Origin of the sequence: Microvirga pakistanensis (assembly GCF_004458765.1) — a bacterium.
GTDB lineage: Bacteria > Pseudomonadota > Alphaproteobacteria > Rhizobiales > Beijerinckiaceae > Microvirga > Microvirga pakistanensis.
Genome location: NZ_SPJX01000187.1, coordinates 381,098 through 396,106, shown reverse-complemented (window position 1 = coordinate 396,106; position 15,009 = coordinate 381,098). Strand labels below are relative to the sequence as shown.

Below are 15,009 nucleotides of genomic sequence, written 5' to 3'. Positions count from 1 at the left end.
CATGTCCCGCTCAACCATTCCACTGTCTCTACGCCGGGCGTGCCGTGACATTCTCGCCACGGTTCAGCCTGGCCCGGACGGTGTCGTCCTGGGACTGATGTCGACACTTCCGCATGAAGGGGTGTCAACCATCTCGATCGGCTTGGCCCGTATTCTAGGCGAAGCACTGCGCGTTCTTCTTATCGACGCCAGCGCCGGTTTACCTGTCGCCGAGCTGATCAAGGTCGAGCCCCGACCGCTCAAAGTCGCTGAGCTGCTGCACCCGCATTACGTCAATGTCCGTGACTGGATCACCTCGGCTCCAGAAAGAAACTTCGATCTTTTGATGCTACACCCTGACCAGTTGTCCGCTCCGTCCTGGGAGAATCACTGGGCGGCCCTGAAGGACCTGCTGGTGCAACGGTACGATCTGATCCTTATTGATCTGGGTTCATTACAAAAGCAGCTGTCCCCGTCATGGAGCGGAGGCATCGATCACATGTACGTGGTCGTGGACATGTCTCTTACGACCGTCGACGCCCTTGTGCGCTCCCGAAAGGAGCTCGACGTCTTACGCCTTCCAGTTTCCGGCGTGATCCTCAACCGACGCACCTTCTCGACGCCTGCTTTCCTCGCGGGAGACCGCCTATGAACACCCACTGGACGTCAGTTGCGCCGGTCGTTCTGGACGGAGGTACTCCGGCCCAATCAAAAGCCTGGATGTTTCTCTTCCGGCGCAGATACGTGATCCTTGGTGTTTTCATTGCGCTCTTCGCTGCCGCAACGGTGCTGCTCTATTTGGTCCCTCAGACCTATACGGCAAAATCGAGCCTTCTTGTCGAGCGTACACGGTCTCCGATCATGCGAACCGACTACTCGCCCGGCTTGGAGATGAACGAAGTCATGAACACGGCACGTGGGATCGCGAGTTCCCGCAGTGTCATTGCGGCGGCCGTCGATTCCCTCCGGCTGCCCGAGAGGCCCCCTTCCGATACGCCTTTTGCCCGTATCATGTCGGGAGTGAACGATGTGCTCGTGGCACTCAGGCTCGTGCCTGAGATCAATCCAAGGGATCGCTGGATCGAGTCGCTCATGCGCTGGGTATCGGTCAACCCAGTCGTCAACTCGAATATCCTGACGATCTCGGTATCTCACGACGATCCTCAACTCGCGGCTGATCTCGTCAACGAGATCACGAACCAGTATATCAAGCAGCATCTCAGGATCTATTCGACGCGTGGTCTCGCAGAATTCTACCGTGATCAGAAGGCGAACGCGGAAAAAGAGTATCACAGCGCGCGGCAGAGGATCATCGACTTCAAGAAGAACGCGTCCTTGTATGCCATCACTGCATCCCGAGACGAATACGCCCGGGAGCTGAGCACGCTCCGGGGTCAACTCCTCACATCGACGAACGATCTCAATCGTCTGGCGCGGCGCTATGACGCTCAACACCCGGAAGTCGTCGTCCTGAGAGACACCATAGCGGCCGTCGAGGCGCGCGTGCAGGAGACCGAATCCAAGCTCCAGCGGCTCGAACGGGACGAATCGACGCTTGCGGACATGGAGCTGCAGCTCGAAACCCGCCGCAAGACATTCATCGACTATTCGAACAAGTATAGCGAAGCCGCAATCAACGAGCAGGCTGACCAGGATGTGGTGAACGTCCGTCAGGTGGAGCATGCGGTCGTGCCGCCCCAACCCTGGATCGCGCGGCTGTTTCTCATTCTAGGGGCGCTGATCGCCAGCTTGTTCGTTGCGCTCGGCGTCGGCCTGCTCCGCGACTACTTCGACGACCATCCGACGGGGCCGGAGAATGTGGAGAGCGCCCTCGGCGTCCCGGTTCTGGGCTGGCTCGAACGCCTCCCGGCCACAAGGGTCCAGTCCATCTACGTTGCGAGCGATATACGGAGGAACGAATGACCAACTCCACCCGGAAGCGTGTCGCTCTGGTAATGCCCGTCCGCAACGATGCCGCCGCAGTTCGTCCGACCATGGATGCCATCTTCGCATCGACGCGTCTGCCGGACGAGATCGTCATTGCGGACGGTCTCTCGACAGACGGAACGCCCGAGCTGATCAAGGAATACGAGGGTCGCGGCGTTCCGATTCATATCATTCCGAACCCTGCCCTCTGGGCGGGCGGGGGGCGGAATGCCGCCGTTCGCGCGACAACCTGCGATATTCTCGTTCTCGACGACTTCGGCAACATCATCGAACCCGGCTACATCGAAGCAATTGTGCGGCCTTTCGAGGAGGACGAGCAGATCGAGCTCGTCAGCGGCCTCTTCCAGATGAACGTGACGAATGACTTCGAGCACTGCGTCGCGGCCATTCACTACTTCGAGAATTACATCCTGGATCGCTTGAGCCTGGATGAAGTTCGGCGCCTTCTGCCGCAGGTCATCCTCCCAGGCGGTCTTTGCACGGCGGTCACGCGGCGCATGTGGCTGGCAGCCGGCGGACAGCCTGAATGGCTCGCGAAAGGTCAGGACAAGCTCTTCAGCCGCAAGGTTTACGCCCTTGGCGGCAAGAGCGTCATCGCCCCCGATGCGAGACTTCGGCACCACGTCCGCAGCAACATAGGAGACCTTTTCCGCCAGGTGTTCTTTTACGGACGCGGCAATGGCCAGATGCGGTTCATATCGCGGCATGTGGCACGACTGATGCTCGTCTACGGTTCCCTCGCAGCCCTCCTGCTCCTCGGTTTCGTCAGCTATCTCTTCCCGATTCTCGCAAGCCTCCTCTTCCTGGCCTATGTTTGGCGCGCCGGGGTGAGAAAGGTTCTTCTCGTGGACGGCGGCCTGAAGAAGCTCCGTTATGTTCCGATGTCCTGCCTGATCCTCGTGACGCGCGACATCGGCTCGTTGCTCGGGCACTTACTGGGCTGGATGGAGTGGATCACGAAGCCGCGCTTCCGCGAACTCTACCGCCTCTACATGCGCGAACTCCCGGCTGAACGGGTCTCTGTCCTGGCTCCTGACGGCGCCGCGCCGGGAATGGTGGGGAAGATGCTCCGCGCCCTGAGAGTTTCCTGATGAAGCCTCATCTCCATGACCCGATCAAGGTTGAGGCCGTCACGAGCCTGGAGGCCTTCGACAGGTGCGCGACGGAATGGGATGCCGCTGTACACCAAGCGCCCTTCGCCAGCGTTCAGGCGCGTCACTTCTGGATCAGGCGATGGCTGACCACGATTGGAGCCGGCCGGCCGATCGCGTTTCAGATCATGCGCGACGGCGCGGGCATCGTCGGATGCGCAGCCTGGACGCCTGCGACCCAGCGAGTCGGCTTCATGAGCACTCCGGTTCTGCGGCTCGCCGGCCAACCGGTTTTCAAGCGCTCGCAGATCGTCCTGGTCCGGCGCCACGCGCAGGCTGTTTCGGCCATGCTGGATGACCTGCGCAGGCTGCGCTGGCGGTGGTTCGACCCCGGTCTCTTGACGGATGGAGATCCATTGCTGTCGAGCCTTCCGGCTCTCGCGGGCGGCGTCCGAGCCCATGAGAGAAGCAGCTATTTGCTGCCTCTGGTCGCGGCAAGGGGAAACTGGGACTCTTACTTCGCGACCCGCTCGCGAACGATCAGAAAGCAGCACCGCCGCCGTCTTGCTTCGGAGGGATTGACCACCCGCGTGTTTCCCGGCGACCTCGCCTCTGTCGACGAGCTCCTTGCAGCGGTGGAGCATGTCGGCCGTCGAAGCTGGAGCTTCGACGAAGGCACGTCCGTGGTGTCGACGGCACCGCATTGGCAGTTCTGGCAGGGCGTCATGCGGGACGCCGCAGCACGAGGCATTCTGCATGCGGCCTGTCACTTTCAAGCAGACCGGCCGGTCGCCTTCATCTTCGGGATCCGCCAGAACGGGATCCTCCACGCGCTCAAGACATCGTTCGATCCTGACCATGCGAAGCTCGGCCCTGGGCAGGCGGTCATCTGCTCCCTGCTCCAGATGGCCATGGAGCACCCCGAGATCGAAACAGTGGATCTCGACTGCATCATCGGTCGTGGTGATTACAAGCTCGACTGGGCGACGGAGATCCGGACGATGCGGCAATACTACGCCTTCCGGTGCGGTCCGCTGCCCAATCTCTTCATGCATGCCTACCAGCTCAAGAAGCACTTTGCCGGAAAAGCGCCCCGCCTGCCCGTGGACATCAAGGAGGCGGCGACATGAAGCTGGAAGCTGGGTGGCATCATGGCGCGGCGGCGCTCGATATTCTCCAAGACGAGTATCAGAACCTTCTGTCCCGTTGCGCCGCCACGACCTTGTTCAACGACTGGAGCTGGATTCGGGCGGCGGCCGCTCATGACGTTCTCTCGGGGCGGGAGACAAGAATCATCACGGTCCGCCGCGACCGCGAGCTCGTGGCTTGCCTGCCGATGACGTGGGGCCGTGAATTCCTTTGGGGCTTGCCGGCACGAACATTGCGGCCCCTCGGATATCCGCTGAGCGACCGGATCGGGCTTCCCGTCTCGGACTCGGAACCCGGCGCCCTGAAGGCTCTTGTCGAAGCTTTGCTGAAGCCCGGGTTCACACAATCCGATGTGACCATCCTGAGCGAGCTGCCGGCAACCGCAGGGTACCGGGCATTCTTCCAGGATGCCTCGCTGCGCAGTCACTCGCTCGTTCGCCTCTGCGGCCGTGCCCCCATCGTCGAGATCCCGGATCAGGCGCGGGCCGGCAGGTCCTTCTCCAAGGGCCTCAAGTCGCGCCTGGACCGCTCTCGCCGCAAGCTGCGGAACATGGGTTCCGTGACATTCGAACGGTTGCGGCCGGCACCGGAGGACGTTCCGGGGCTGATCGACCTCGCGGCATCGATCGAGGGCAGAAGCTGGAAGGGGGCGGCTGGAACGGGGATATTCTCCACTCCCGAACGGCGTGCTTTCTTCGAGGACGTCACCCGGGCCCTCGCTGCCGACCGACGCGTGGAGATCACGCTGCTGAGGCTCGACGGCGACGTGGTGAGCTATCGTCTCGGGTTCCTGGTCGGGCAAACCTTCCTGGACTACAACTTCGCCTATCCGGAAGATCTTGCCGCTTTAAGCGTCGGCAGAGTTCTGCTGGGTGAGGCAATCGACACGGCCCATGAAGCCGGGATCAGGACGTTCGATGCCTCCCGCGGCTCTCTTCAAAGGCCGAACATCCTGCACGACTGGACGGACAGCAGCATCGAGCACGACGAGGTCTGGCTTTTTGCAAGAGGCATCTGGGGCAATTTCCTGCGTCTGGCGATCGCAAAGGGGAGACCCGCGGCCAAGCGGTTGATGAAGCGCGTGGAGGCGGTGTGATGGCCCAGGCCGAATCCAAAACCATCCTGCGTCACGGCCGGATCTATGGGCTCGCCAACCTCGTCAATCGAGGCGCCGGCCTCATACTCCTTCCGGTCTACACCCATGTTCTGACCCCGGTCGAATTCGGCCTTTACGCAAGTATCGTTCTCGTCACGGATATCCTGTCCGTCGTTCTTGGAATGGGCCTGGGGCGGGCGCTCGTTCGCCTGCATGTCGAACAGCAGGACGAGGCCGGGCAAGGCGCCGTTCTCGGGACGGCTCTCGCGGCCTATGCGGGAATGTCCCTCCTGATTGCGATCCTCGCTTATCCCGCATCCCTGATCGCGAGCAAGCATCTCTTCGGCCTTGAGAATGAAGCATGGGTCTTTGCCTGGGCGATATGGGGCCTGATCCCGTCGACCCTCTTCAACCTCCAGCTCAACTACATCATCGTGCTCAAGAGATCGGGGTTTTATCTCTTCGTCTCGCTGGTGAAGGCCGTCCTGCTCACGGGTCTCAGCCTATGGCTCGTCGTCCTTCTGGGTGAAGGCGTTTTCGGGATCGTCCTGGCGACGCTGGTCGGAAGCACGGTCGTCTCCCTGATCATCCTGATCGACATGTACCGTACGACATCGATGTCCCTATCCCGGCCGATCCTCGTCGATCTGCTGAAATTTGGCAGCCCTCTGGTGCCGACGATCATGCTCGACACGATCCAGTCTTCCCTCGATCGCTACGTCATCGGTTCCCTGCAGGGACCAGCGGCGCTCGGCCATTACGGGCTGGGCCTGCGGGTCACAAGCCTGCTCAATCTGTTCGTGACGGCGCCCTTCATGCAGATCTGGGGTGTTCGACAGCTCGAGGTCCTGCAAGCCGGGGATGGAAGCCGGGAGCTTCCGCAGATCTTCTTCCGGTTCATGATCGTTCTCGTTGGCATCGGCGTCGCGCTCAGTGTCTTCAGGGACGAGGTGATCCGGATCATCGCCGCAGACGCCTATGCGCCAGCAGCTTCGGTTCTCCCTTGGCTCGCATGCGTGCAGGTGCTCGCGGCCCTTCGGAGCTTCGGGGAAGTCGGCCTGCATCACGCCAAGAAAACCTCTCCTCTCATCGCGATTTCCCTCGTGAGCCTGCTCATCGGAGCCCCGATCTACTGGATCGTAGCCTTGAACGCCGGGATCGTCGGGGTCGCGGCCGTGTGCGCAGGCGTCATGCTCGTGCGCACCGGTCTCACGTTGGTCTGGGCCGACCGGCACAGCGGCCTCGTGCGTCTTTTCCCTTGGCACGGCCTTGTCGCAGTCGTGGGCATCGCTGCCGCAAGCGTGACCTGTGCCTCCCTGTCGACGGCGGACACCGGTCTCGTCGAGGGCCTGACGATCAAGCTCGCGATCCTCGCGGGTTTTGCAACCGCCGCTCTTGTCCTGTTGCGCTGGACCGAAAGATCCCCTTGGGACTGGCCTGCTCTCCCGTCCCGATGGCCGTGGGCAGGACGGCGCATCGAGCGGGAAATCTAGAGGAGAGAGCCATGACCCAGGTCCGACCTGTCTCGTCCATGCCCGGACCCAGCGTAGCAGCCCTGCTCGCCCGGGGGATGGGGCCCCTTCCCCGCCCCTTCGACGGCCCGAACGTCACGTTCTGGAATTCGGCCCGTGTGGCCCTGTGGCAAGCGGCTCACGCGCTGGGGCTGCGCCCCGGCCAGACGATCGCCGTTCCGGCCTTCTGCTGTGGGTCGGAGCTCGACCCGTTTCTCGCGGCGGGGCTCAAGCTCTCCTTCTTCGCCATTGGAGACGATCTTTCCCCTGATCCGGTCTCCTTCGCGCAGGCGACGGAGCATGCGTCGGCAGCGATGGTGACCCATTACCTCGGCTTCCCGGCAGACCTGAGGCCCGCGAAGGAGATCACCCGGCAACGGGGCATCCCGCTCATCGAGGATTGCGCTCACGCTCTCTATGCCACGCAGGACGGCAAGCCCATCGGCATGACCAGCGAGGCGGCCGTGTTCAGCTTGAGGAAGACGATAGCTCTTCCGGATGGAGGTGCCTTGTATCTGAAAACCGGACAGGTTCGAACCGTCGCGAAGCCCCCGTCACCGGACATCGTGCAGCGCTCGACGCGAAAGCTCGTGTCCTTGACGCTGCGCACCCATCCCTTGGCCTTCGTCAGGGCGGCAGAGGATCTGCGCAGACGCATGAAGGCAGGCCGCAGGAATCCGGCCCAAGCAAAACTCGAAGCCGCCGACGACATTCAATGGGACCTCCAGCCGTTTACTGCCGATCACTCGGATCTCGGAATGTCGAGCCGCTCCTTGCGTCTCTTTCGAGCGTCCGATCATGAGGCCGTCAGGGCGAGCCGCCGTCGTCACTACCAGATGCTTGAGGCTGCGCTGTCGGATGTGCGAGGCCTCAAGCCCATGAAGTCGCGTCTGCATCCCGACGCATGTCCGCTGTTCTTTCCGGTGCTCGTCGAGGAGATCGCAACCCTGCGCCGGGCTCTGGCGAATGAATCCGTTGCGGCAAAGCATATGTGGCCGCTGCTCCACCCTGCCGTTCCCTGGGAGCGCTTTCCCCGAGAGCGCATCTGGAAGGAGAACATGCTCGGCCTTCCGGTGCACCAATCCCTTCAGGACGGAGACATCGACCGCCTCGTGCACGTGGTGAAGCGCTGGAGCCGGACATGACTCAGGGCACGACCATCCGCCGGATCGCGGACCTGGACGAACTGGAAGCCGTCGGCCCCCTCTGGAAGGAGCTGCACGACGGGTGCGAGTACTCTCATGTCCTGATGGATCATCGCTGGGTACTCGCATGGTGGCGCCATTTCGGTGCCGGCAAGGCTCAACATACCCTGGTTCTTTCGACCGGATCCACGCCCGTGGGAATTGTGCCCCTGGCCATCACCAAGGGGCTCGAGGCGTACCCGTTTCGGGATGCCTATGTATCCTGCCCCGACGACTACCGCCATCTGCCTTCACTCCGCTGGCAGCGAGTCGTTCCTGTTCGGCGACTGACATTCCCGATCAACATCATCTCCGGGAACGCCCGAGGACAGTTCATCTTTCCGCAACCGGAGAGAAGCCTGTATGCCGCACTGGCCGGCTATGCGCAAACGACGTCGGGCTCCTGGGACGTCGCGACGCTTCCCGGGCTGCGGTCCTGGACGCATGAAGATGCGATGCTGGGAGCCACGATCGACAGCGTGGGCCTGTCGCTTGGGACCCGGCGCAGCATGCGTGACATGCTCTATGCGGATCTTCCACCGACATGGCCGGAATTCCTAAAAAGTCGCTCTCGCAGCTTCCGCGAAAACTTGAGGCGCGACGTGAAGAAGATCGAACAGGATTTTGCCCATCTTGGTCCCATGAAGGTTTCCAACTTCCGTGGGCCCGACGTGGTCGCCAACCTCAACCGCCTGTTTGCACTCGAAGAACAGAGCTGGAAAGTGTCCGACGAAAAGGAACGGCGCCTCCATCTCGCGCTCGATGACAGAGCGCGGAGCTTTTTTCGCGAAGCCGCCACGCGTTTCTCAGCGGACGATGACGCGAATCTCTTGATCCTGAGCTTCGGCGACACCGATGCAGCCGGCTTGTTCAATCTGGAGCGAGGCGGCACATCACTTGGTCTGACGCTCTATCGTAGCGAAAAACTTGGCAAGCCGGTCACCGCCGCGCCGCTGTTCCAGAACCTCGTCGAGAGCTGCATCTCGCGCGGGATGAAGCGGATCGACTTCAACGGTTACACCCGCAACTACGCGAAGTGGGCAAAAGATCATCATACTTATACACGGACGATTTTTTTCAATTCGCGTCCATACTCGCAAATGCTGCGGGCTGTCGACAACAGCGCCGTTGCCCTGAGTCGCCTGGTCTCCCCCCGCGGCAACGCCCCGGTAGAGCAAGCAAGGACACCCTCATGACCTTCCTGGATCCACCTTCCTCGATCTTGGACATCCAAGAGGATATACCATTCGATCATGCAAGGGGATTGCATGTAGAGCGCGTCGACTCTCCCTCTGGAATTGACGCAGTCGCTGCCGAGTGGGACCGGGTCCAGAATGATTGCACCTTCCGCCACGTCCTCCTTGACCATCGCTGGGTTCGCGCATGGTGGAACGTTTTCGGGCCTAACAAGGACCTGCATAACCTGGTGATCCGTGAAGGGTCGAGAGCGCGAGGGATCGTGCCTATGGTCCTGTCGCGCGGATGGGAAGCCTGGCCAAGGCGTGACGATCCTCTTCAGATCGCCGAGGATCATGCCAATCTCGACATCCCGAAATGGCGCCGTGTCGTTCCCGTCCGCCGCGTCACCTTTCCGCTCAACATTCCATCGCAGAATGCGCGTGCTCACGCCCTTCTTGCAGGTGACCCGGCGCCTGTCTGCGCCGCTGTGCTTCACTACTGGTCCAACCGCGCCTCGGAGTGGGACGTCATGGTGCTGGAGGGGCTTCCGGCCGAATCGGGCCAGCGGGAGGCTTTCACGGCGGCTGCGGCGAAGGAGGGCTTCGGAGCCCTTCCATCGGGTCGGACGCGGATCATGCATCGCGCCGACCTGTCCGGCGGGATGGAGGCCTACCTCTCGAAGAGAACCGCGACTTTCCGCAAGAGTCGAAGACGTCATATGAACCAGTGCCACCGCGCTGGCGAAGTCGAGTTGGTCACTTATCGTGGAGAGAATATCCGCCGCGGTTTGAGCATCCTGTTCGAGCTCGAACGTCATACGTGGAAGGCGGACCCCACCAGGAACGACGCTCGGATGCGAGTGCCGCTTGATGATAGAATCAGGCTTTTCCTGACGGAGGTCGGCACCGCTTTCGCGTCGAGCGACGATGCCGTCGTCATCGTTATGAACTTCAACGGCATTCCGGTTGGAGCCATGATGGGCGTTTCGCGGCGAAGCATGATGCTTGCCCTGCTGACCTACCTTCGCGACGATATGCGCGATACTCTTAATACGTACCCCCTCATGGATGCTTTCATCCAGGACGCGATTGCGCATGGAATGACATCGCTCGATATGAACGGTGTGACGGAGTACACGCGCAGATGGGCGACCCACGAGGATCGGTATCAGCGGCTATACATTTTCAGCCGCCATCCGAAAGCTCGGATTCTGCAGGTCAGCAAAGCACTCGCAACGAACCTGTCCCAACTTTCCAGATCGGTGGAATGGGATCGGAATGGAGATGACGATGGGAGCCATTAATGCAATCCTCCGCCTGGACGGAGCAACGCCATCGATCGATACCCTCCTGCGCATGGCGGCCGCAGCCCCACACCGGGGCCGCAATCCGTCTACCTATGTGAGCGGACCCCTCGCGCTTGCGCACCAGCGCAACAGCGCCTCCGTGCCAGATCCCCAGCCGTTCGTTGTCGATGGAGGGCGCATTGCGGTCGTTCTGAGCGGTCGACTGTATAATCTGGACGATGTTGCGCGGAAGCTGCGCCAGCTCGGGCATAGCGTCGAAGGACACTGCTCCGCCATCGCGGCCGCATACGATGCCTGGGGTGCCGACTGCGTCAAGGAACTCGATGGCGACTTCGCGTTCGTCTTGTACGACGCCCGTCATCACCGATTGCTGGGAGCCCGGGATGCGCTCGGGGTCAAGCCTCTCTGCTACGCTCGCTGGAATTCCGCCCTGTGGGTGGCCTCGGAACCGGCCCAGCTTCTCGAAACCGGCCTGCCGGTCGCGCCATGCGAGGACTCGATTGCATCCTATATCGCCCTGGAGCGCTCCCTTGTCGATGCAAGCCATTCGTTTCACCGTGGAGTTCATCGCCTGAAGCCTGGCCACATCCTGATCCAGGAGGGCACAGGCTCCCCACGCGAGGAACCGTACTGGCGCATCGACCCCGACAAGAAACTCGAGGAGACGCGGGAAGCTGACATCGCGGTCCGCATACGGGAGCTGCTGGTGGATTCCGTGCGGCGCCGGACACCGCCAGAAGGTCCCTATTCCTGCGAACTCAGCGGGGGGTTCGACTCGTCTACGGTCGCGGCGCTTCTACGCAGGGAGCTCAACCGGCGTGAGATCGATGCCCCCATAGAGACCTTCTCGTTCGAGTTGCGCGATCAGGCCGCCGATGAGCCGGAATTGATCAAAGCCGTCGCGCAAAGCGTCGGCGCGCGACATCACCACATCTATGTCGACAAGGACAACGTCTTCAATCGCCTGCCCCAGATCCAGCGCGCAGGCGGCATGCCTCAGGTCGACATGGGCCTGATGTATCTCTGGCGATGCAAGGAAGAATCGGCGCGGCGCAGCGTTCACGTGACCATGAGCGGGCTTGGAGGCGATGAGTTGTTCTTCGGCCGGTATCACTACTTGGCGGATCTTCTGCGGTCGGGACGTCTCATCGAATTCAGCCGTGACCTGTCAGGCCTGTTCCCGATCGACCGCAGCACCGGAAAGCCGACCTCCCTGCGGCGGCTCACGATGGCGTATATCGCTTCACCGCTCGTGCCGCGAGGAGCGCGACTTCTCCTGCGCCGTTTCCAAGGTCGGCAGGTGGTGCCGCCATGGGTCAATCCCGGCTTGGCGCGGCGAACGAACCTGGAAGACCGGATCGCGCAGGGTCCGAAGCGGGTGTTCGCAGACTACTACCGCCAGGACTGCCTCGAGGTCTTCAATTCGATCCTCGTCAATATCGCGCTTCCGATGCACGAGGCGCTCGGAGCCATCTTCGACGTCGACACCCGCTTCCCTCTCCTCGACCGTCGCGTCGTCGAGTATCTGTTTGCCGCGCCACGGGAACTGAAGATCCGGCGGGGCCAAACCCGCATTCTGCAGCGGCAGGCGATGGAAGGAATTTTGCCTCCTGTCGTCACTCAGGAGCACCTGAAAAAGAACTTCAATCCCGTTCTCTGGCGTCAGCAGCACGAGCATTTTCTCGGGGCCTTGAAGCCTTTCATGAGCCAGCAATCGTTCCGCATCGCCGATTACATGGATGTCGACTGGCTGCGCCGGACATACCAGGACTTCGTTGATGGTCGGGCTCCCGGCCAAGCCGGCTATCTCCTTTGGTATGCCCTCAATCTCGAAATCTGGCTTCAGGCGCAGCACTCCACCAGGGAGACGCTCCGCGATGGCATCCCTGCCGCTTGAGATCACCTGCCTTCGCTCCGGACAAATGGCGCAGCCTCGGGATCCTTCCGGGTTCTGCGCCATCGCTCCTGACGGCCGACAGGCACCGCATGAGGACAGCCGAACATGCCGCAGCTCTCTCTCAACGTGATCGGCAATCGTCGTCCCAGGTGGTACAACAGCCGGCTTCTCGCGAGCATTGCCGAATTCGGCCTCTGGACCGTCGTGGGCCTGGGCGTTGCCCTTTCCGTTGCGTCCGCCGACTGGATCGGGGCGGCCATGTTCATAGCGCCAGTGGGACTGGGCTTCCTGCTCGTTATCGATACCAAACTCATCGCGATGCTCTGGATGATCGGGCAACCCACATTGTTCGTCTTTCCCAACAATGTCGCCGCGAACGTCCCGTTCTTCACGCTGGAGCGCGCATTGTTTCTGCTTCTTCTGGGACTGATGGTCGTAAGAACCATGACGCGGTCCGGCCGAACCCGTCCCCTTGCAACACTGGACCGGAGAGTTCTCATCTTCGTCGGCCTCCTCGTCTTCTCCTTTCTGACGACGGTCATAAACAAGGATCTCAAAGTCATCCGAGGCGACCTTGCGCTTCTGCTCCAGTGCTACCTGATGCCGTGGCTGTCGATTCTGATCGCTCGCAGGATCGATTGGACCGAGCTGGATGTCCTGCGCTTCCTGCGCCTTCTCACGGCTTCGGGGCTGGGCCTGGTCGCGATAGGAGTTTTGCAGTTCTTCTTCGGCGTCAAGCTTTTCACCCCGATATCCTTCGAGGTCATCCACGAAGGACGGACCACGGGGACTTTCGCAAATGCAGTCGAGTACGGGTCGGTTCTGGCAGGAATCTCCCTGTTGGCCCTCGCTCAATTCGTCACCACTCGAAGTCTCCTTCTGCGCGCGTCGCTGGCCTCCGGCTTCGCTCTCATGGTGGGTGGCATCGTGATCTGCATGACCCGGTCGCCATTGGTCGGCTTGGCTGCGGGGCTCCTGGTTGTCTTTCTAGGGGACCCGCGGGTCCGCCCGCTGCTCGCAGGTGGAGGCATTGCAGGAGCTGTGATAGCGGCGGCCGCCATTCCCTTGGTCATGGACACGGGTGCGTTGGTGTCGCGATTTGGCGAGCTGGAGCCCATCTATAACCGCATCGCCCTCTTCGTGACGGCAACGAACATGATCGAAGCCCATCCGGTGCTTGGAGTGGGCTTTGGGCGGCACGCCTTCAGTGACTCCAAAGATGCCTATTTGGCGGGAGCGGGAGAGATCGGCGCCGAGTGGGCGGCAGGCATCGGCGTGCCGCACTTCGAATACATCCATATCATGGTTCTGTGCGGCATCTCAGGCATCATCTGCTACATGGTCGCGTTCTCCGCCTGCATCAGCACCCTTCGATCCATCGGGCGGGACCCGCGCGCGAGCATCTTCACGCGCACAGTTGCGCTCTACGTCCTGGCGATGCTGGTGAGCCTTCTGGTCAATGGGCTTTTTGTGGACTTCATGGCCTACAACTACTTCACGTCCCTCGTGTACTTCATGGTCGGCATGGTTTCCGTCATGCGGCCAGACCGCTATCCTCCCTTGGAGCTCAACGAGAGTGATCAAGAGCGCACGCTGCCGACCGATCCCGCAATTCGTCCCGCTGCAGTAGCGCCGCTATGACAAGCCGCCCGTCACCACTGGCGCCCTGAACAACCCGGAGCCGGAGAACGCTCAATGTTACCGTTCGGAAATTCCCGTAAGCAGCGACGGATTCTCACCCCCCTTCTCCTGCTCGCCGCAACAATCCTGTTCGGTCACGTCGGATATTCCCTGCTCTATTACCTCCACAATCTGGAATATTCCGAGGGACCGGCCTTCAACAGCAGCTTCGAAAGTGGAACCGTCTCATCGTGGGCGGACCGGGGTGAGGTCGAGTTCTGCTGCGATCACTCCAAGACGTTCGTTGCGCAGGATGCGCGGCATGGCAGCCAAGCCCTCAGGATCACGCTTCGAAAGGACGATCCCTTAGTGGCTGGCGGCAAGCGGGCAGAGCTTCGCCTCAAGCCCGTCGGGGTTGGAGAGGATCAATGGTATGCGTTCAGCCTCCTCCTTCCGGAGGAGGCGCAGAAGACGTCCGAAATCGTCACCGTCGCACAATGGCATGCTGTCGATGACAAGATCCTGGGCGAGCGCGGCCGAGCTCCGCCGTTACGTTTAATCGTTCATAATGGCACCTGGAATGTCGTGACGACATGGGACAACCGTTTCATCAGCGGCGTTCCCTTCCTGCATTCGGAGCCGCAGGGCGGCATGGCGCTGTGGGCGGCTCCCGTGGACGGCGGTGCATGGACCGATTGGGTCTTTCATGTGAAGTGGTCGTATCGAGAAGATGGGCTCGTCCAGATCTGGAAGGACGGAGTCAGCATCGTCGAGTACAAGGGCCCGAATGCCTATAACGATCTCATTGGTCCCTTTTTCAAGGTCGGAGTTTACGTGCCGGCGTGGAAGCTGCAGGATGCACGGGAGACCGGCGGACAGCTGAGCGTGATCATTGACAATGTCAGCCAAAGTCGCGAGCCGTTGCCGACCGGGAACCAACGCGACCCGGGACAAGGCGGCACCTCACGTTCATCCAACGCGCATGGCCCAACTCTTTCGCGCAGCCCGGAACCTGCGGGTCACTCCGCCTCGGCGGCAACGCCATAGGTG

The 15,009-nt window shown here is 61.4% G+C and carries 12 protein-coding genes; all 12 read left to right on the top strand.

Annotated features, from left to right (window positions below; translation table 11 throughout):
• The first annotated feature begins 1 nt into the window (after window position 1).
• The 12 genes from E4K09_RS29055 to E4K09_RS13535 all read left to right on the top strand — a co-directional run bounded on the left by E4K09_RS29055 (window position 2) and on the right by E4K09_RS13535 (window position 15,006).
• Entirely contained in the window at window positions 2-631 is a 630-nt protein-coding gene (locus E4K09_RS29055) for a CpsD/CapB family tyrosine-protein kinase (protein ID WP_166802304.1), read from the top strand.
• Window positions 628-1,902 (top strand): GumC family protein, encoded by a 1,275-nt coding sequence (locus tag E4K09_RS13585; protein WP_166802303.1) that lies wholly within the window; start codon window positions 628-630, stop codon window positions 1,900-1,902. Before E4K09_RS29055 ends, E4K09_RS13585 begins: the two co-directional genes overlap by 4 nt.
• The gene (locus E4K09_RS13580) at window positions 1,899-3,017 is read left to right on the top strand and encodes a glycosyltransferase (RefSeq protein WP_134497828.1); all 1,119 of its coding nucleotides are present in this window, start codon (window positions 1,899-1,901) and stop codon (window positions 3,015-3,017) included. Before E4K09_RS13585 ends, E4K09_RS13580 begins: the two co-directional genes overlap by 4 nt.
• Complete coding sequence (locus E4K09_RS13575; protein ID WP_134497826.1) at window positions 3,017-4,147, top strand: GNAT family N-acetyltransferase; 1,131 nt, start codon at window positions 3,017-3,019, stop codon at window positions 4,145-4,147. The genes E4K09_RS13580 and E4K09_RS13575 overlap by 1 nt, the downstream gene beginning before the upstream one ends.
• The gene (locus tag E4K09_RS13570) at window positions 4,144-5,262 is read left to right on the top strand and encodes a GNAT family N-acetyltransferase (RefSeq protein ID WP_134497824.1); all 1,119 of its coding nucleotides are present in this window, start codon (window positions 4,144-4,146) and stop codon (window positions 5,260-5,262) included. Before E4K09_RS13575 ends, E4K09_RS13570 begins: the two co-directional genes overlap by 4 nt.
• Window positions 5,262-6,755: a lipopolysaccharide biosynthesis protein gene (locus tag E4K09_RS13565; protein ID WP_134497822.1), complete on the top strand. Its 1,494-nt coding sequence runs from the start codon at window positions 5,262-5,264 to the stop codon at window positions 6,753-6,755. The genes E4K09_RS13570 and E4K09_RS13565 overlap by 1 nt, the downstream gene beginning before the upstream one ends.
• An 11-nt stretch (window positions 6,756-6,766) precedes the next feature.
• Window positions 6,767-7,918 (top strand): DegT/DnrJ/EryC1/StrS family aminotransferase, encoded by a 1,152-nt coding sequence (locus tag E4K09_RS13560; RefSeq protein WP_166802302.1) that lies wholly within the window; start codon window positions 6,767-6,769, stop codon window positions 7,916-7,918.
• Window positions 7,915-9,153, top strand: a complete 1,239-nt coding sequence (locus tag E4K09_RS13555; RefSeq protein ID WP_134497820.1) for a GNAT family N-acetyltransferase — start codon at window positions 7,915-7,917, stop codon at window positions 9,151-9,153. Before E4K09_RS13560 ends, E4K09_RS13555 begins: the two co-directional genes overlap by 4 nt.
• Window positions 9,154-9,665: 512 nt before the next feature.
• A complete protein-coding gene (locus E4K09_RS29050; protein ID WP_166802301.1) occupies window positions 9,666-10,439 on the top strand; it encodes a GNAT family N-acetyltransferase in 774 nt (257 codons plus the stop codon).
• The gene (locus E4K09_RS13545; RefSeq protein WP_166802300.1) at window positions 10,426-12,339 is read left to right on the top strand and encodes an asparagine synthetase B family protein; all 1,914 of its coding nucleotides are present in this window, start codon (window positions 10,426-10,428) and stop codon (window positions 12,337-12,339) included. Before E4K09_RS29050 ends, E4K09_RS13545 begins: the two co-directional genes overlap by 14 nt.
• A 105-nt stretch (window positions 12,340-12,444) precedes the next feature.
• Window positions 12,445-13,980 (top strand): O-antigen ligase family protein, encoded by a 1,536-nt coding sequence (locus tag E4K09_RS13540; protein WP_134497814.1) that lies wholly within the window; start codon window positions 12,445-12,447, stop codon window positions 13,978-13,980.
• Between the two features lie 54 nt (window positions 13,981-14,034).
• Entirely contained in the window at window positions 14,035-15,006 is a 972-nt protein-coding gene (locus tag E4K09_RS13535) for a polysaccharide lyase family 20 protein (protein ID WP_134497812.1), read from the top strand.
• Window positions 15,007-15,009: the final 3 nt, after the last annotated feature.